The 13,854-nt window shown below is 70.4% G+C and carries 29 protein-coding genes; all 29 read left to right on the forward strand.

The window, feature by feature from the left end:
• The first annotated feature begins 33 nt into the window (after positions 1 to 33).
• Positions 34 to 402 carry a hypothetical protein gene (locus OG842_RS27095; RefSeq protein WP_266733285.1) on the forward strand — a complete coding sequence of 123 codons (369 nt, stop codon included), beginning with the start codon at positions 34 to 36 and terminating at the stop codon, positions 400 to 402.
• Entirely contained in the window at positions 399 to 1,598 is a 1,200-nt protein-coding gene (locus OG842_RS27100; RefSeq protein ID WP_266733286.1) for a hypothetical protein, read from the forward strand. The genes OG842_RS27095 and OG842_RS27100 overlap by 4 nt, the downstream gene beginning before the upstream one ends.
• Positions 1,595 to 1,834: a hypothetical protein gene (locus OG842_RS27105; RefSeq protein ID WP_266733287.1), complete on the forward strand. Its 240-nt coding sequence runs from the start codon at positions 1,595 to 1,597 to the stop codon at positions 1,832 to 1,834. The genes OG842_RS27100 and OG842_RS27105 overlap by 4 nt, the downstream gene beginning before the upstream one ends.
• A complete protein-coding gene (locus OG842_RS27110; RefSeq protein ID WP_266733288.1) occupies positions 1,831 to 2,400 on the forward strand; it encodes a hypothetical protein in 570 nt (189 codons plus the stop codon). Before OG842_RS27105 ends, OG842_RS27110 begins: the two co-directional genes overlap by 4 nt.
• Positions 2,397 to 2,600 carry a hypothetical protein gene (locus OG842_RS27115; protein WP_266733289.1) on the forward strand — a complete coding sequence of 68 codons (204 nt, stop codon included), beginning with the start codon at positions 2,397 to 2,399 and terminating at the stop codon, positions 2,598 to 2,600. Before OG842_RS27110 ends, OG842_RS27115 begins: the two co-directional genes overlap by 4 nt.
• Entirely contained in the window at positions 2,597 to 3,529 is a 933-nt protein-coding gene (locus OG842_RS27120; RefSeq protein ID WP_266733290.1) for a YqaJ viral recombinase family nuclease, read from the forward strand. The genes OG842_RS27115 and OG842_RS27120 overlap by 4 nt, the downstream gene beginning before the upstream one ends.
• On the forward strand, positions 3,526 to 4,320 hold the full coding sequence (locus tag OG842_RS27125) for a recombinase RecT (RefSeq protein ID WP_266733291.1): 795 nt from the start codon (positions 3,526 to 3,528) through the stop codon (positions 4,318 to 4,320). Before OG842_RS27120 ends, OG842_RS27125 begins: the two co-directional genes overlap by 4 nt.
• Positions 4,317 to 4,514 (forward strand): hypothetical protein, encoded by a 198-nt coding sequence (locus OG842_RS27130; protein ID WP_266733293.1) that lies wholly within the window; start codon positions 4,317 to 4,319, stop codon positions 4,512 to 4,514. The genes OG842_RS27125 and OG842_RS27130 overlap by 4 nt, the downstream gene beginning before the upstream one ends.
• On the forward strand, positions 4,511 to 4,882 hold the full coding sequence (locus OG842_RS27135) for a WhiB family transcriptional regulator (RefSeq protein WP_266733294.1): 372 nt from the start codon (positions 4,511 to 4,513) through the stop codon (positions 4,880 to 4,882). Before OG842_RS27130 ends, OG842_RS27135 begins: the two co-directional genes overlap by 4 nt.
• Positions 4,882 to 5,319 (forward strand): hypothetical protein, encoded by a 438-nt coding sequence (locus OG842_RS27140; RefSeq protein ID WP_266733296.1) that lies wholly within the window; start codon positions 4,882 to 4,884, stop codon positions 5,317 to 5,319. The genes OG842_RS27135 and OG842_RS27140 overlap by 1 nt, the downstream gene beginning before the upstream one ends.
• Complete coding sequence (locus OG842_RS27145; protein WP_266733297.1) at positions 5,316 to 5,738, forward strand: WhiB family transcriptional regulator; 423 nt, start codon at positions 5,316 to 5,318, stop codon at positions 5,736 to 5,738. The genes OG842_RS27140 and OG842_RS27145 overlap by 4 nt, the downstream gene beginning before the upstream one ends.
• Positions 5,738 to 6,202 (forward strand): hypothetical protein, encoded by a 465-nt coding sequence (locus OG842_RS27150; RefSeq protein ID WP_266733299.1) that lies wholly within the window; start codon positions 5,738 to 5,740, stop codon positions 6,200 to 6,202. Before OG842_RS27145 ends, OG842_RS27150 begins: the two co-directional genes overlap by 1 nt.
• Before the next feature lie 71 nt (positions 6,203 to 6,273).
• Positions 6,274 to 7,140, forward strand: coding sequence for a hypothetical protein (locus OG842_RS27155; RefSeq protein WP_266733301.1), 867 nt, complete (start codon positions 6,274 to 6,276; stop codon positions 7,138 to 7,140).
• A 2-nt stretch (positions 7,141 to 7,142) separates the two neighbouring features.
• On the forward strand, positions 7,143 to 7,868 hold the full coding sequence (locus OG842_RS27160) for an ATP-binding protein (protein ID WP_266733303.1): 726 nt from the start codon (positions 7,143 to 7,145) through the stop codon (positions 7,866 to 7,868).
• Positions 7,865 to 8,035 (forward strand): hypothetical protein, encoded by a 171-nt coding sequence (locus tag OG842_RS27165; protein ID WP_266733305.1) that lies wholly within the window; start codon positions 7,865 to 7,867, stop codon positions 8,033 to 8,035. Before OG842_RS27160 ends, OG842_RS27165 begins: the two co-directional genes overlap by 4 nt.
• The gene (locus tag OG842_RS45260; RefSeq protein WP_353962597.1) at positions 8,032 to 8,229 is read left to right on the forward strand and encodes a DUF6011 domain-containing protein; all 198 of its coding nucleotides are present in this window, start codon (positions 8,032 to 8,034) and stop codon (positions 8,227 to 8,229) included. Before OG842_RS27165 ends, OG842_RS45260 begins: the two co-directional genes overlap by 4 nt.
• Positions 8,229 to 8,759, forward strand: coding sequence for a hypothetical protein (locus OG842_RS27170; RefSeq protein ID WP_266733307.1), 531 nt, complete (start codon positions 8,229 to 8,231; stop codon positions 8,757 to 8,759). Before OG842_RS45260 ends, OG842_RS27170 begins: the two co-directional genes overlap by 1 nt.
• Entirely contained in the window at positions 8,752 to 9,030 is a 279-nt protein-coding gene (locus tag OG842_RS27175; protein WP_266733309.1) for a hypothetical protein, read from the forward strand. The genes OG842_RS27170 and OG842_RS27175 overlap by 8 nt, the downstream gene beginning before the upstream one ends.
• Positions 9,027 to 9,560, forward strand: coding sequence for a hypothetical protein (locus OG842_RS27180; protein ID WP_266733310.1), 534 nt, complete (start codon positions 9,027 to 9,029; stop codon positions 9,558 to 9,560). The genes OG842_RS27175 and OG842_RS27180 overlap by 4 nt, the downstream gene beginning before the upstream one ends.
• A gap of 24 nt (positions 9,561 to 9,584) precedes the next feature.
• Complete coding sequence (locus OG842_RS27185; protein ID WP_266733311.1) at positions 9,585 to 10,220, forward strand: hypothetical protein; 636 nt, start codon at positions 9,585 to 9,587, stop codon at positions 10,218 to 10,220.
• A 38-nt stretch (positions 10,221 to 10,258) separates the two neighbouring features.
• Positions 10,259 to 10,483, forward strand: coding sequence for a hypothetical protein (locus OG842_RS27190; protein WP_266733313.1), 225 nt, complete (start codon positions 10,259 to 10,261; stop codon positions 10,481 to 10,483).
• A 104-nt stretch (positions 10,484 to 10,587) separates the two neighbouring features.
• On the forward strand, positions 10,588 to 10,710 hold the full coding sequence (locus OG842_RS27195; RefSeq protein WP_266733315.1) for a hypothetical protein: 123 nt from the start codon (positions 10,588 to 10,590) through the stop codon (positions 10,708 to 10,710).
• A complete protein-coding gene (locus tag OG842_RS27200) occupies positions 10,707 to 10,841 on the forward strand; it encodes a hypothetical protein (protein WP_328512556.1) in 135 nt (44 codons plus the stop codon). The genes OG842_RS27195 and OG842_RS27200 overlap by 4 nt, the downstream gene beginning before the upstream one ends.
• Positions 10,838 to 11,233: a helix-turn-helix domain-containing protein gene (locus OG842_RS27205; protein ID WP_266733318.1), complete on the forward strand. Its 396-nt coding sequence runs from the start codon at positions 10,838 to 10,840 to the stop codon at positions 11,231 to 11,233. The genes OG842_RS27200 and OG842_RS27205 overlap by 4 nt, the downstream gene beginning before the upstream one ends.
• Positions 11,230 to 11,379, forward strand: coding sequence for a hypothetical protein (locus OG842_RS27210; RefSeq protein ID WP_266733320.1), 150 nt, complete (start codon positions 11,230 to 11,232; stop codon positions 11,377 to 11,379). Before OG842_RS27205 ends, OG842_RS27210 begins: the two co-directional genes overlap by 4 nt.
• Positions 11,380 to 11,386: 7 nt before the next feature.
• Entirely contained in the window at positions 11,387 to 11,959 is a 573-nt protein-coding gene (locus OG842_RS27215; protein ID WP_266733321.1) for a hypothetical protein, read from the forward strand.
• Complete coding sequence (locus OG842_RS27220) at positions 11,956 to 12,465, forward strand: hypothetical protein (protein ID WP_266733323.1); 510 nt, start codon at positions 11,956 to 11,958, stop codon at positions 12,463 to 12,465. The genes OG842_RS27215 and OG842_RS27220 overlap by 4 nt, the downstream gene beginning before the upstream one ends.
• Complete coding sequence (locus OG842_RS27225; RefSeq protein WP_266733325.1) at positions 12,465 to 13,070, forward strand: hypothetical protein; 606 nt, start codon at positions 12,465 to 12,467, stop codon at positions 13,068 to 13,070. The genes OG842_RS27220 and OG842_RS27225 overlap by 1 nt, the downstream gene beginning before the upstream one ends.
• Before the next feature lie 519 nt (positions 13,071 to 13,589).
• Complete coding sequence (locus OG842_RS27230) at positions 13,590 to 13,844, forward strand: hypothetical protein (protein WP_266733326.1); 255 nt, start codon at positions 13,590 to 13,592, stop codon at positions 13,842 to 13,844.
• The last annotated feature ends 10 nt before the right edge of the window (positions 13,845 to 13,854 follow it).

Genomic DNA, 13,854 nt, shown 5'->3' on the forward strand with positions numbered 1-13,854 from the left:
CACCTCAACACACATCAGAAAGAAGAGGTCACCGTGAGCACACAGATTACCGCCCCGACCGCCCCGGACATGGGCGTGCAGCAGCGCATCTCGTACATGACGGCGCTGTCGCTGGCGGAGATGATTATCAGCGAGTCGACCGTCATGCCGGCCAGCTTTGTCATCGAGGTGGTGGAGCACAGGCCGACCAAGCCGGCGATTCGGTTCTACTTCCACCAGGACCCGGCCGCCGTGCGGGAGTTCGCGGACGAGCGGTGGATGGACGTCACGGCCGAGACCCGCGACGACGGGTCGGTGTACACCGAGGCTCGCGGCGGTCTGTGCCGTGGAGTGCTGGTGACGGCGTGGACGCTGATGCCCGCCGAGGCGATCGTGGCTGTTGCCGACGAGGTGGCCGCATGAACGCCCCGATGACGCCCGCCCGTCTGGCGGAGATCCTGGCCCGTGCCGAGGCTGCGACGCCGGGTCCGTGGTGCACGGACTCGTGGGAGATCTACCAGGGCGCCGAGTACGAGGCGGGCGCCGAGTGGATTGGCGAGACGTGCCGGGGTGTGGCTGGTGCGGCCGACCTGGAGCAGGACCGGGCCACCGCGTCGTTCGTCGCCAGCGCCCGTACGGACGTGCCGGATCTGGTCGCGGTGGTACGGCTGCTGACGGCCGAGCGTGACGGGCTGCGGGCCCAGGTCACTGGGTTGGAGCGGTCCGCCGTGCTGGCTGAGGAGGACTATCAGCGGATCGTCCGTGGCGCCTGCCTGGTCGAGAGCCAGCTGCGGGCCCGGATCGCTGAGCTGGAGGCCCTGCAACTGGGCTCCGTCGACGGCCGCATGTCCGCGACGTGCGACAACCCAGAGCACCCGACATGGCTGCGAGCGGCAGACGACACACGGAGTTGCCCGTGGTGCGTGGTCGCCGAGCTGGAAGCGGCGCAGGCCGCCGCCATCGCCGACCGGGACGCGCAGATCATCGCCTGGCTTGGGAAGAAGTCCCGCGAGTACCGCAGCACTGGCAGCAGACAGCACGCGTTGCAGGCGGACGCGATCGACGTGATGGCGTCGAAGATCTCGCGCGGCGCGGTCCGGCCGGCACCTTCCGCCGCTCCGGCCGAGGATCAGCACGGCCCCGTCTCCTTCGCCGAGTTGGCGGTCGGCCATCGCGTCCGGTTCGTCACCGCCGACAACGGATTCGGCGGCATGGGCGAGGTCTGGCGCACCGGCACGATCACCCGGATCACCACAAAGACGATCGCCGTCGACTGCGACGAGAACCTGCTCGGCGACACGGCCGTTCTGCGCGACGCCGAGTGGAGCGCGCGAGCCGTACACCGTGCCCCGGCCGAGGACCCGCACGACTCCCCGCTGCACCACGAGTACGAGACCGGCCGCGACCTGCCGTCGATGACGGCCGACGAGTGGAACGAGCGGTACCCGGTCGGTACCCCGGTCCTCGCGTACCCCGGCACCCGTGACGACGAGCCCTTGGACACCGTGACCCGCACCCCGGCGTGGACGCTTGGCCACGGTGCGGCGGTCGTGTCCGTCGAGGGCGAGGCCGGCGGGATCCACCTGACGCACGTCGACCCGATGGGCGGTGGCCTGTGAGCGCCTCCGACCGTCTCACCCTGCTCCGCCGCGCGATCCGCGACCGCGGCACCGCCCCGTGGACGACGCGCATGGTGCAGCAGCTGTACCGGGCCCGCGGGTACGACGCCCCGCTGCGGAAGACCGCCCGCGACGACCTCGCGACCCTGCACCGCCAGGGCCTCCTCATTCTCGACGACACCGACCCCGGCCGCCGGGTGTTCCGCCTCAACCACGCCCACGGAGACGCCCGATGAAGTGCGAAGATCAGCTGTACAACGACGGCGAGACGTACTCCTCCCGTGACTGCCAGCTCCAGCTGGGTCACGCGGGACACCACGAGTACTTCGGGCAGAAGTACCCCCGCCCCGTGCCGGCCGAGCCGGACGCCGACGTCGCCGACCTGATCGAGCGGGCCGCCCGCAAGCATGGTGCGTGGGACCTGGGCGAGATGCAGTGGCCGATCATCGTCGAGGTCACCAGCGTCTACGTCATCAAGGCGCCCGGTGCGACCGAGGACGACGCACTGGAGTACTGGGCTGACAGTGGCGAGTACCCCGACCTGGACGGTGAGCAGGCGATCGACGGCGGGTCCGAGATCCGTCGAGTCGACCGGTGGCAGCGCGGGAGCCTGACCGGTGCCCCGATCGGACCGGAGATCGCTTGCCCTGGCTGCGGCAAGTTGGCCATGCGCCGCGAGTGGTATCACGACCCGTTCCGGAAGTGCCACGGTCCGATCGAGTGGCGCGAGAACACCAATGCGAGGGCGCTCCAGTGGCGCTACCGCCGCGAGTTCAAGGCCACCCCTGCGAGCGCGGCATGAGCGACCGCCCGAGCACGTTCGCCGGAACCTGGTCCCGCGCTCAGCAGGACGGCATCGGCCAGTCCCGCCGCGAGGTGCAGGACCGAGCCAGCTACGACCACGACCCCGCCGCCGGGTGCTCCTTCCTCCTCATCCTCGCCCTGCCCCTCGCCGGGCTGCTGCTCGCCGCCCTCCTCCACACCACCGGAGTCACTGCATGACCACCACCGCGCCGGCCGGGGCTTCGGCCCCGGCCGCCGGGCCCACCGTCCTCGGATGGTTCGAGCCCGGCACCGACGAATGGCACGCCGCCCGCGCGGCCGGCATCGGCGGCTCCGAGATCGCCGCCGTCATGGGCATCAGCCCGTACGAGTCCCGGTTCTCCCTCTGGCACCGGAAGCAGGGGCTCATCGCCCCTGTCGAAGAGTCCGAGGAAATGTACTGGGGGAAGGTCCACGAGCCCGCGATCTGCGACCGGTTCGCCGACCTTCACCCCGACTGGGCCGTGTGCGAATCGGGCACATACGCCGCGGTCGAGCGCCCGTGGCAGATCGCCAACCCGGACCGGGTCCTTCACCCCATGAACAAGCCCGAGGAGTGGATCCCGCCGGCCGTGCTGGAGGCGAAGACCGCCCGCGACGACCACGGGTGGGGCAAGCCCGGCACCGACGACATCCCCGTCCACTACCGGGCTCAGTGCCTCTGGTACATGGACGTCCTCGGCGCCCGCACCTGTCACGTTGCGGTGCTGATCGCCGGGTCCGAATTCCGCGAGTACGTCGTCGAGTACGACGAGACCGACGCGCTCGCGATGCGTACCGCCGGGGCCGAGTTCATGCGGACCCTCGCGGCCGGTGAGCGGCCCGACATTGACGGCCACTCAGCCACGTTCCAGACCATCAAGGCCCTGCCCGACGGCCAGGACGACATCGACATCGAGGTGTCGACCGCCCGCCGCGATCGGTACTTCGCCGCCCTCGACGCCGCCACGCAGGCCGAGGAGGAGAAGCGGGCCGCGGCCGGCCTCCTCCTCGACGAGATCGGGACGGGCCGCCGGGCCGTGTGCGAACGCCGCACGGTCGCAACCCGCACGGTCCGCGCCGGCCGTACCTACTCCCTTCAGCCCGCCTGGAACCGGAGCACCTCATGACCGAGACCATCGCCAACGCCATCGCCGTCCGCAACAACGGGCCCGAGGCTCTCGTTCGCCAGCACCGCGACGACCTCACCCTCGTCCTGCCCACCCACGTCAAGGGCGAGACCTGGATGCGCCTCGCCACCGGCGCTCTCCGCCGGGACGAGAACCTCCGCCGGACCGCCACCCGCAACCCCGGCTCTCTCATGAACGCCCTGCTGGAATGCGCCCGCCTCGGCCACGAACCCGGCACCGAGTCCTTCTACCTGGTGCCTTTCGGTAACGAGGTCCAGGGCATCGAGGGCTACCGCGGCATCGTCGAGCGCATCTACCGCGCAGGTGCGGTGAAAGCAGTGAAGGCAGAAGTTGTCTACGCCAACGACCACTTCGAGTACAGCCCCGACATGGACCGCCCCGTACACCGGCCGGACTACTTCGGCGACCGCGGCCCCATCATCGGCGCCTACGCCTACGGGGTGTTCGCCGACGGCTCCACCTCCAAAGTCATCGTGATCAACCGGGCGTACATCGACAAGGTCAAGAAGGAGTCCCGAGGCTCGGACCGTGCTTCGTCCCCGTGGGTGAAGTGGGAGGAGTCGATGGTTCTCAAGACGGTTGCTCGCCGCCTGGAGCCGTGGGTGCCGACGGCGGTGGAGTGGCGGACCGAAGTGCCCTCGGACCAGCCGTGGCCCGCGCTTCCTGTCGGGGACGGCCCGACGGCAATCGCCCCGGGTACGCCCGCCGGGGACGACGACGAGGACGAGGCGATCGAGGCCGAGTTCGTGGACGAGGAGGTGGCGCAGTGACGTTCCTCCGTCGCCTCTTCCGCCGCCCGGCGTCGGCCCCGGCCCCGGCCACGTTCAGCCCGACCGGTGTGCTCGACGGCGCCCGGTGGCTGGTCTGCGACACCACCACCTGCGCCCACCTCACCACCCGCCACACCCCGCACGGCACCGCCTACCAGTGCACCCGCTGCGGCACCACCAAGGGGGACCAGTGAAGTACGAGTGGATGGACAGCGCCGCGTGCGCCCAGACCGACCCTGACCTGTGGTTCCCCGAAGGGTCCGGCCAGCACGCCCGTACAGCGCTCCGTATCTGCTCCGGCTGCTCCGTCCGTACCGAGTGCGGCAAGTTTGCACAGGATGTGGAGGACGCCTCGGAAGGACGTCGGCACGGGGCGTGGGCCGGGCTGTCCGCCCGCCAGCGCCACCGCCAGGCCGCGTTGAATGCCGCCCGTGACCGCACGATCATCGCCCTCACTGAGCAGGGCCTCACCGCGGCTGAGATCGGCACGCGGCTCGGCGTCACCGGCCGCACCGTCGTCCGCGTCCGCGCCGACCACCGGCAGCAGCAGGAGGCAGCGTGATGAAGATCCCCAACGCGATCGCCGACCGGCTCCGGAGCGGCTGCTCCAACAACACCATCACCCGTGAGTTCGGCGTATCGAAGCGATTCGTTGCCGCAGCCCGGCGCGACCTGGGCGTACCCGCGTACGGGCCTGGCCGGCCGACCACCAGCACTCCGCAGGGACTGTTCCAGGACCGGACCGAGCAGGTCCGCGGCGGCCACCTCCAGTGGACCGGCACGGTCACGAACGCCGAGGTGCCGTCCGTTTCCTGGCTGGGACGCAACCTGTCCGCCTACCGCATCGCGTTCGTCATGCGGCACAACCGGGCCCCGGTCGGCCCTGTCCGGCCCGGTTGCGGCCGCCCCCGCTGCGTCGCCCCCGACCACGTCGAGGACCAGGCCATGCGCGACCAACTGCGGGCACAAATGGCAGGGATCTTCGGAGGTGCAGCATGAACTACGCACCCAACACCCTGCCTTGGCCGGAAGCATGGGCCGACCACGCCGCCTGCCGCGGGCACGCCGATGTCTTCCTGCCGCCCCGCACCGAGACCGACGCGGCCCCGGGCCTGGCCCGACAGATCTGCGAATCCTGCCCGGTCCGGCGCGCATGCCTCGTCACGGCAATGGAGGAGGAAGGCAGCGCCGACCAGTACCGCCGCGCCGGAGTCCGCGGGGGACTCACCCCGGTCGAACGCGCGCACCTCGCCCGCCGGATGCGGAAGAAGGCAGCCGAGGAGGCCGGGCCCGCGTGCGGAACAACGAAGGCGTACTACCGGCACCTCCAGGCTGGCGAACCCGTCGATGACGCGTGCCAGGCCGCATCCGACGCCTACGAGCAGCAGCTCGCCGCCTCCCAGAATGGAAAGCGCTGATGACGCACGAGATCCCCACGGTTCCGCAGGACGACCCGTCCGAGACGATCATGGCGGCGCTCGCGCACGGCATGACCGGCCACCCCGAAAAGGCCGCCCCCTTGTTCGAGCCGTTCGTCAAGGGCGGGCCGACCACCACGGTCGGGCTCTGCGCGGCACTCGCTGAAATGTCCGCGTTCGGCCCCCGCAAGGCCCTGTCCAAAGGCGACACATTCGGGCTCCTCGTCCTCGACGCCCACACCGGGCAGCGCGGCGACATCAACAGCCTGCCGCCCGGCATCCGGTTCGCCGCCCAGTTCAGCACCGCATGGGGCAACGGCGAGCAGGACACCGCATATGCCCTGTTCCGTGCCCTGGTCGAACCGGCCGATGAGCAGGCGGCGGAAGCGCTGGCGGACGGCATCCGGGCTCTGTTCGACATGGCCGTGGTGTCGCTCAACGAGATGACCGGCCGCACCGCGTGACCCCCGGCCCGGGGCCGCCGCGCCCCGGGCCACCACCCGCACCACAGCAACCCGTACGGAAGAGAGCAACCGTGGGAATCCGCCTGATCGTTGAGGTGCTCGCCAGCGCACCCGAGGCCCTGACGCACCGGGAGAAGCTCCTCCTTGTCGTCCTGGCCGAAGACGCCAACGACGACACGCGGACCACGTGGAACAGCGTCGAGCGCCCCGAGGTACTGCGCGGCGCGAAGCTCAGCCGCTCGCAGCTGTACGCCGTGCTGAAGTCGCTCGCCGCCAAGGGGGCACTGGAGAAGCTGGCGGCCGGCCAGAAGAACGGGACCGCGAAGTACAAGATCCCGTTGTTCGCCGTGCCTCAGTGTCCCAAAATCCCTGACACTGACACGCGGTCTCAGCGTCCCAATTCTCCTGACACTGAAGCCTCTCAGCATCCCGGAATTCCGGACACTGACGAGGACACTCAGCGTCCCGGAAATGCGGACACTGAAACGGCTCAGTGTCAGGAAATCCGGGACGTCAGTGTCCCGGAATCCGGGACCCCTACCCCTCTTTACCCCTCCTCTACTACCCCCTCAGCTAGCAAGCAGGAGGAGCCGGCCGACGACCGGCTCGGCTACGGCATTCCCGAAGCCGCCCTGCCTCTCGTCGAAGGCATCACCGCAGCAGGGATCAACGTCCGCTGGCCCTTCAAGGGCGACCAGTGGTTCCCCGTGCTCGCCCTCATCACGAAGAGCGGCATTCCCGCTCTCGTCGACTACGCAGCCCGAGCAGCGGGCCGCACCAACGTCGACTCCGCGAAGTACTTCATGCGCGGCTGGAGCGAGTTGCCCCCGCTGCCCCGTCCGGGCACCGCTCGCCCGCCGCTTCGCGCCGTGTCCGGCGACACCTGGCGGCCCTACACCAACCCCGTCGACGTGAGCGCGTACGAGAACGGATTCTGACCATGAGCGAACCGACCACCGGCTTCACTGGCAACCCCAACGCCACCCTCGGCCGCATCCTCGCCGGCCTCCACGAACGCCACCCGCACCTGGCTCCCGGCCCAGTCGACGACGCCCCCACCCCGGATGAGCCAGGACACCCCGAATACCATCGCCGCCGCCGCGCCGAATGGAACCTGGGCCGCTGGGAGGTTGCAACTCCGCCGCGGTACCGGCGTGCCGACGCCACCCACCCCGCCGTTCAGCAATGGGCCGACGCCGTCGCAGCCGCCCCCGACACAGCCGGTTCACTTCTTCTCACCGGCACGACTGGCACCGGCAAAACCCACCAGGCGTACGGGGCGTTCCGACGCATCGCTGCGGCCGGCAGTACCCATCCGTACGAAATCCGTGCACTCACCGCCGCCGACATGAACGGGCTCCTCCGCGTCAACGGCAGCCCGCGAGGCGTCGAGGAAGAACTCCGCCGCCTCTGCCGGATCCCGCTGCTGCTCCTCGATGACCTCGGCAGCGCGAAGGCAACGGAGTGGACGGAGGAAACCACCTACCGGCTCATCAACGAGCGCTACAACACGTGCAAACCGACGCTCTACACCAGCAACCTTCCCGCGAAGGCGGACGACGGCCGCGACCTCACCGCCGCACTCGGTGACCGCATCGTGTCCCGACTGTCCGAGGACACCGCAGTTGTCGCCATGACCGGCCCCGACCGCCGGAGGGCCGCGTGATTCCGATCCCGCCGGCCGCAGTCGCCGTGATGACCGCCGCCACCGACGACTACCGCACCACCGTCCCAGCCGAGCAGCAGACGCCCGAGGGACTCGTCGACCGGATCGGCGAGTACCTCCTCAGCTCCGGCTACGAGATCCGCCCCGACCTTGACGAGGCGCCGTGACCCCGTCGTGCCGCGTCTGCGGCCGTCTCCTCCGCTCCGAGCGATGGGCAGCCCGAGGCATCGGACCCATCTGCGCCAAGGCCGCAGGCGAGCGCCCAGCACCCCGCATCCCCACCCCACACCCCGACCACCACGTCGACGGACAGACCGAACTCCCGCTCGTCCACCACCAAGCCACCCTCTGGAGCCTGTGATGACCGACCTCACCGAAGCCCAGCGAGAGGAGCGCCGTACCCGTGCCCGCGACACCATCGAGCGCGGTCTGCGCGACGCTGCCGACGTCTGGCACCAGACCCCGCCCCGTCTCGACTGGGCAGCCGACGCGGCACTCGATGCCCTCGGTGACCTCGCCGCTGAGATCCTCGTCGACGGCACGATGATGCGATCCCTCACCATCAAGGACGGCGTCGCCACCCTCGAACTCGCCGAGGCCACCGAGATGGTTCGCATCTTCGCCGCCGGAATGCGCGGCTGCCTTGACGGCCACGACGCCTCGAACTACGTCGAGATGGAAATGACCGACGGGGAAACCGGCCAGGGGTACACCGTCACTGTGCAGCGTCGGAAGTGCCCCACTCCCCACCAGTTCCGCCAGCAGGCCGAAGCCCGCGCCGAGCAGCTGGCCGTCGAGTTGGAGGAGACCCGCGCCGCCCTCGCGGTGGCCCGGCAGATCCTCGGCACCACGACCGTGGACGAGCCCGCATCGGAGCGGCGTCATGGCTGAACGCATTCTCCTCTGCCCCAAGTGCCGCTACCCCGCCACCGTTGTGGAAGACGTGACCGGCTACCTCGAATGGGGCTACGCAGTCATCGATGGCACCGGCATTCTCCGCCCCGCCGACCCCGAGCAGAGGCCGCCCACCCTCATGGCTGACAACTGCAACAGCACGGGCCGCATACGAGCTTGCTGCGCGAACACCCACTGCCGCCACCAGTGGGCGCTGCGACGCCCCTTCGAGCCGACCGCCACCACCACCGAGGAGCCGGGCCGATGAGCGACCGCGAGCAGCTGCTGCACCTCGCCGACCGGGCACGCCGCGGCGTCGCACTTCCCGCCGAACACGACGCCCTCGCGGCCGGGATCGCCGCCATGGCCAACCGGCTGGAGGACTGGAAGCAGGCCGCAGGCGCAGGCATGACCCTCGCCGACAACCTGCGCGCCGAAGTTGCAGCCCTGGCCCCCGGAGTGCCCCTCGTCTGCTCCGACGACCGCCACAAGACCAAGGTGTTCGCCCTGGAGATCCGCGCCGCCAAAGCCGAGCGGGCCGTCGACCACCTTGCCGACCGGTACCGAGCTGCCGAAGCCCGCATCACGACGCTGGAACACGTCGCCGCGGGCAACCGGCAGCACGTCGCCGCCGTCGTGCCCGAGCTGGAGAAGGCCGAGGCCGCCCTCGCCCGCGTGCGGGCCGAGCTGCACGCCCTCGCCTCCGAGGTCCGCGGTATCGGCCCCATCGCCCTCGCGGGCCGCCGAGACGCCGTTGCCCGTATCCGTGCCGCCCTCGACGAGCAGCCCACCACCTGACCCGCCGCACCACAGGAGCCATCCGTGACCGCCGCGCACGACCTGCACGCCATCATCACCACCTGGCCCGAACTCGCCGACGCCCTCACCACCCAGCAAGGCGACACCTGGCCCCCCGCCGGCCGCATGACCACCCACATCCGCGACCGCGGTCTCGACGACACCCCCCAGCGCGGCGCACGCGACGGCTCCGGCACGGGGGAGTCCCCCGCCCCCTGCCGCATCGACATCCTCGACACCATGCAGGCCGTCCACGGCCAGCTGCTCGACTGCGCCGACGTGGTGGCCGAGGTGGTGCAGGTCGCCCCGACCGGCGACGAGTTGGCCCGGCTTCGGAGCGCCCGCGACCCGCGGCGGTGGCGGTGGACCGGCCGCCGGCCCCAGGCGCAGTACGCCGCGCTCTGGCTCTACGGCCGTGTTACCGGCGCGGCTGGCCCGTTCCGGCCGCTTCCCGACCGGGCCCGGCTGCTCATCGAGGCGACCGGCCGAGATGCCCTGAGCCGCATTGAGCGAGCACTCCAGCTCACCCGGCTCAGCGCCGCAGTCGACCTCCCGTGCTCCTGCGGCGGCGAAATCCGGCTCCACGGCGGCGACGGGGCACTCCCGCACCTCATCTGCTCAGCCTGCGGCCGGTACTACTCCGGCCAACTCGCCGCGTAGCCTTGCCGATCTAACCCCGGGTTAGATACGGTGAGTTCGTGAACGCGATCCCGTGGCGGGAGCGGGTCCGAGCGGAAGACGAGCTGCTGGAACAGCTCCAACTTCTCGTGTCCGAATCCGCCAAACGAAGAGCGCTTGCCCTGCTCGACGGCGTAGCCGAACTCGGCACCGTGGCGGACGTCGCCCGGGAGCTGGGGAAGAGCTGGAACGCCATCGACAAGGCGATCAAGAAAAACGGGCCGAAAGGCTCCACAACCGAATAGAAGCGGGGTCGGGCAACAGCTCTCAGGTGCTGGAACACCTGAGGCGCGCGCGTCGCCCGACCCCCGACCGAACACCATCCTGACTAGACCAGGAGGCATCGGCCATGGCCGATCATTCCACGCGCACCCCTGCGCGCGTCCAGCTGCACCACCCCGGCGACAGCGACCCCGACATGGACGAAGCGTTGCGCCGCGTTCGCAAGTCCGGCAAGGGCCGTACCCAGTGAGCGCCCCCACCGAGGCCGCGTTCGACGCCGAGCAGGACCTCCTCGCCGCCGCTCCGCCCGTCCGCCCCAACCAGACCCGCGGCGAGTACGCGGCGCTCCTCCGCCTCATCGCCCAGGGGGTCAGCCAGTGACCGGCTCACCCACCGTGGCGCAGCGGCGCGCTCAGGTGCGCCAGCTGGCGCAGGATGGCGCATCGAACCGAGCCATCGCGGCGCAGCTCGGCATTTCCAAAGACACCGTGCGCCGCGACCTTGCGACCCCCGAAGCGCCGCCTCAGACCCGCGTCGAGAAGTTCGCCGCCCGGGTGGCGCAGACCGAAAGCGCCATGAGCCAGCTCAGCGCCGCAGGTCAGGCCATCGACGACGCGCGGCCCGCGTACACCCCGGTCGACGAAGAGACAGCGCGGCGCTGGTACGCGGAGCTGCGCGCCACCGCCGCGCGCCTTATGGCGCACGCCGAGGAATTCGCCGTCTACTACCCCGACGCCACCACATGCGCCACCAAGCCAGGCAGCGCGCCATGACCATCCTCGGCTGGCTCTTCCCGCTCGCCACCGCGTGCTCGCTGCTCGCCCTCTGCGCCGTCGTGGCGCACGACATCCCCCGCATCACCGGGACCGTCGCACTCATCCTCACCTTCGCCGCCCTCGGGCTGGCCCTCCTCCACTGAGGAACCCATGTCTGATCGCCCGATCACCCCGACCCGGATCATCCCGGCCGGCACCCCGCTCCCGCCGCGAGGCCCGGAGCCCGGGGAGGTCCCGCCATGGCGCGCCGCACCGGCCCCGCCTGCGCCACCTGTGCCGCCGGCTCCGTCGCCCGCCGCACCACCGCCCCCACCGCCCGTGCAGCAGATCTTCATCCCGCAGGGCCCCTTCGAGGTCCACGTCACCCTCCAGCCCCCGGAGCCCGAGCCGACCCGGTGGGAGCGATTTGCCGCCTGGGCCGGCCAGTTCGGCCGACCGTGGCAGGCAGCCGGTGCGCTCGTACTTGCCCTGCTTCCGATCCCCGGCGTCGGGTACAGCGTCGCCACGACGTGGGCGTCGGCAGTATCTGAGGCCCGGGGCGCAGGGGGGCAGGGCATTGGGTACGCCCTCGCCTGCACCCCGCTTGTCTGGGCCCTACTGCGCCTCTACTACTGCGGCGGCACGATCCGCCGCCTCTTCGTCTTCGCCGTGTCCGTTGTGGGGCTGACCGGCGCCATCCACCTCTACGACCCGGTGACCTGGGTCACGGGAGTCACCCGATGAACACCGCGCAGACCGGCGTCACTCTTGCCGCATGCCTGATCGCCATCGCCATCATGGTCGTCTACCTGCGGAAATGGTGGGTCGGAGGCCGGGCGATCAAGGACTTCATCGCCATGGCCCAGGGGTTCCTCAACGGCGCCCTCACCACCATCTGCGCGGGCGGCCTCGCGGGCTGGCTCGCCGGATGCACCCGACAGGCCGCGGGGGGAGCAGGAGGCAAAGTCATCAGCAGCACGACCGGCACCGACTCCGGCACGCCGCTGGCCACCGCGTCCCTCGGGCAACTCACCCCGGAGGGTGGGGCCGTGGTCTTCCTCCTCTTCGTGATCCTCTTCTTCTCCTACAAGGCGGCTTCGAAGGATGACAAGGGCCGCCTGCTCGGCTTCGTGGCCGCCGGAATGATCCTCTGTGCCACCGCCGGAGTCGCCGGAATGCTCGACGGACTTCCCGACCTGATCAACGGCCTCGGGCTGTCCGCCCGCAACGCGCTGGAGGGGAACGCCTGATGGAGCCCGAGCTTGAGACCACCAAGCGGACCCGTGCCGCCCGCACCCTCACCGCCGGACAGCGCCTCCTCATCCGCAACCTCGCCGAGCACGCCGCCGCCTGGGTGCGCGCCGGCCGCCGCGACGACCTCGACGGCGTCGCCGCGATCCTTGGCTGCATCCTGCGCCTGGTCCTGCTCGGTGCTGGGGCGTACGGGGCGTGGCTCCTCGTCCGCCGCTGGCCCGCAGTCCTCTGGGCCGTCGTTCCGCTGTGGTGCTGGGCCGCCGTCCGCGCCATTCCCGATGAGGACGAGGAAGAGGGCGATGCCAAGCCCTCGCCGACTGCGCCCCGGGATGCCGTGCTGCGGCTCCTCTACGACGCCCTCGGCGACCGCCCCGCCATGCACCTCTCCGAGGTGCTTCAGCACCTCCAGGAGAAGGGCCACGGGAAGGCATGGAAGGTTTCCGATCTGCGGGCCCGCCTGGAGGCCGTCGGCATCCCCATTGAGCTGAAGCTCAAGGTAGGCAAAAAGGGGCCAACGCGAGGGGTCGTCAAGGCCAACCTCCCGCCCCTCCCCGACGCGGCCAGCCCGGAGACGTCTACCGCCCCGTCTACCGCCGCCTGACCTGCACATCTACCGCCCCATCTACCGGCATCTACGCCCATCTACCGGCCCATCTACCGCCCGTCTACCCACCGCCGAGATGCGGCGCCAGCGCGGCGTCTGCCCCCGTTGTCGGTCCCAGCACCTACCGTGAAGAGCGTCCCAATTCGCGCTTCATGGCTGCTGCGCTACTCGGACCCGAGGCCCCGCCCGAACATCCCCCCGGGCGGGGCCTCGCCATACCCAGGGACTACACACGCCCCACCACGGGGCGTACCGTGTCCAATCCGGCGGCGGGCGCCGGGCTCCGCACCCTGGTGCGTGTCGGTGAGCTGCGAGCCGCTGACGCCCCGCCCGCCACCGGACCCCAACTACGGGTGTAGTTGCAATCAGTCCCCAGATCATCCATGCTGGCCCCACGTCCGGCATGCCCGGACAAACCCAGACCCACCCCACCGTGGCGGGTCTTCGCATTCCCTTCACACCGTCAACGCCCCCGTGGCACGATCCCCTTCACCGCAGCGTCCAGGGGAGCAGCCGATGCCGAGCTACCGCGAAGTTCAAAGCGCCGTGCGAGTCGAGAAGTTCCGCATCTGGTTCGCCTGGCTTTCCGGCAACGTGATCACGCTGATTATCGCGGGGGCCACTCGTAACGTCAGCATCGTCAGCACCATCACTCAGATCCTCTTCACGGCCTCCTTCTTCCTGCTCACCTTCGTGGCGATCCGAATGACCAACGCCCTCAACCGCAAGGCGCTTGCAGCCCGGCGCGAAGTGCTCGGCGACGACCTGTAGCAGGAGGTGG

The organism is Streptomyces sp. NBC_00376 (genome assembly GCF_036077095.1).
In the GTDB taxonomy this organism is placed as follows: domain Bacteria; phylum Actinomycetota; class Actinomycetes; order Streptomycetales; family Streptomycetaceae; genus Streptomyces.

Bases quoted from the DNA above. Each gene is read 5' to 3' on its own strand.
- OG842_RS27160 (WP_266733303.1), top strand. From the start codon at position 7,143: ATGAGCGAACCGACCACCGGCTTCACTGGCAACCCCAACGCCACCCTC.
- OG842_RS27180 (WP_266733310.1), top strand. From the start codon at position 9,027: ATGAGCGACCGCGAGCAGCTGCTGCACCTCGCCGACCGGGCACGCCGC.
- OG842_RS27120 (WP_266733290.1), top strand. From the start codon at position 2,597: ATGACCACCACCGCGCCGGCCGGGGCTTCGGCCCCGGCCGCCGGGCCC.
- OG842_RS27100 (WP_266733286.1), top strand. From the start codon at position 399: ATGAACGCCCCGATGACGCCCGCCCGTCTGGCGGAGATCCTGGCCCGT.
- OG842_RS27110 (WP_266733288.1), top strand. From the start codon at position 1,831: ATGAAGTGCGAAGATCAGCTGTACAACGACGGCGAGACGTACTCCTCC.
- OG842_RS27140 (WP_266733296.1), top strand. From the start codon at position 4,882: ATGAAGATCCCCAACGCGATCGCCGACCGGCTCCGGAGCGGCTGCTCC.
- OG842_RS27115 (WP_266733289.1), top strand. From the start codon at position 2,397: ATGAGCGACCGCCCGAGCACGTTCGCCGGAACCTGGTCCCGCGCTCAG.
- OG842_RS27225 (WP_266733325.1), top strand. From the start codon at position 12,465: ATGGAGCCCGAGCTTGAGACCACCAAGCGGACCCGTGCCGCCCGCACC.
- OG842_RS27220 (WP_266733323.1), top strand. From the start codon at position 11,956: ATGAACACCGCGCAGACCGGCGTCACTCTTGCCGCATGCCTGATCGCC.
- OG842_RS27210 (WP_266733320.1), top strand. From the start codon at position 11,230: ATGACCATCCTCGGCTGGCTCTTCCCGCTCGCCACCGCGTGCTCGCTG.
- OG842_RS27150 (WP_266733299.1), top strand. From the start codon at position 5,738: ATGACGCACGAGATCCCCACGGTTCCGCAGGACGACCCGTCCGAGACG.
- OG842_RS27175 (WP_266733309.1), top strand. From the start codon at position 8,752: ATGGCTGAACGCATTCTCCTCTGCCCCAAGTGCCGCTACCCCGCCACC.
- OG842_RS27145 (WP_266733297.1), top strand. From the start codon at position 5,316: ATGAACTACGCACCCAACACCCTGCCTTGGCCGGAAGCATGGGCCGAC.
- OG842_RS27230 (WP_266733326.1), top strand. From the start codon at position 13,590: ATGCCGAGCTACCGCGAAGTTCAAAGCGCCGTGCGAGTCGAGAAGTTC.
- OG842_RS27215 (WP_266733321.1), top strand. From the start codon at position 11,387: ATGTCTGATCGCCCGATCACCCCGACCCGGATCATCCCGGCCGGCACC.
- OG842_RS27195 (WP_266733315.1), top strand. From the start codon at position 10,588: ATGGCCGATCATTCCACGCGCACCCCTGCGCGCGTCCAGCTGCACCAC.
- OG842_RS27170 (WP_266733307.1), top strand. From the start codon at position 8,229: ATGACCGACCTCACCGAAGCCCAGCGAGAGGAGCGCCGTACCCGTGCC.
- OG842_RS27125 (WP_266733291.1), top strand. From the start codon at position 3,526: ATGACCGAGACCATCGCCAACGCCATCGCCGTCCGCAACAACGGGCCC.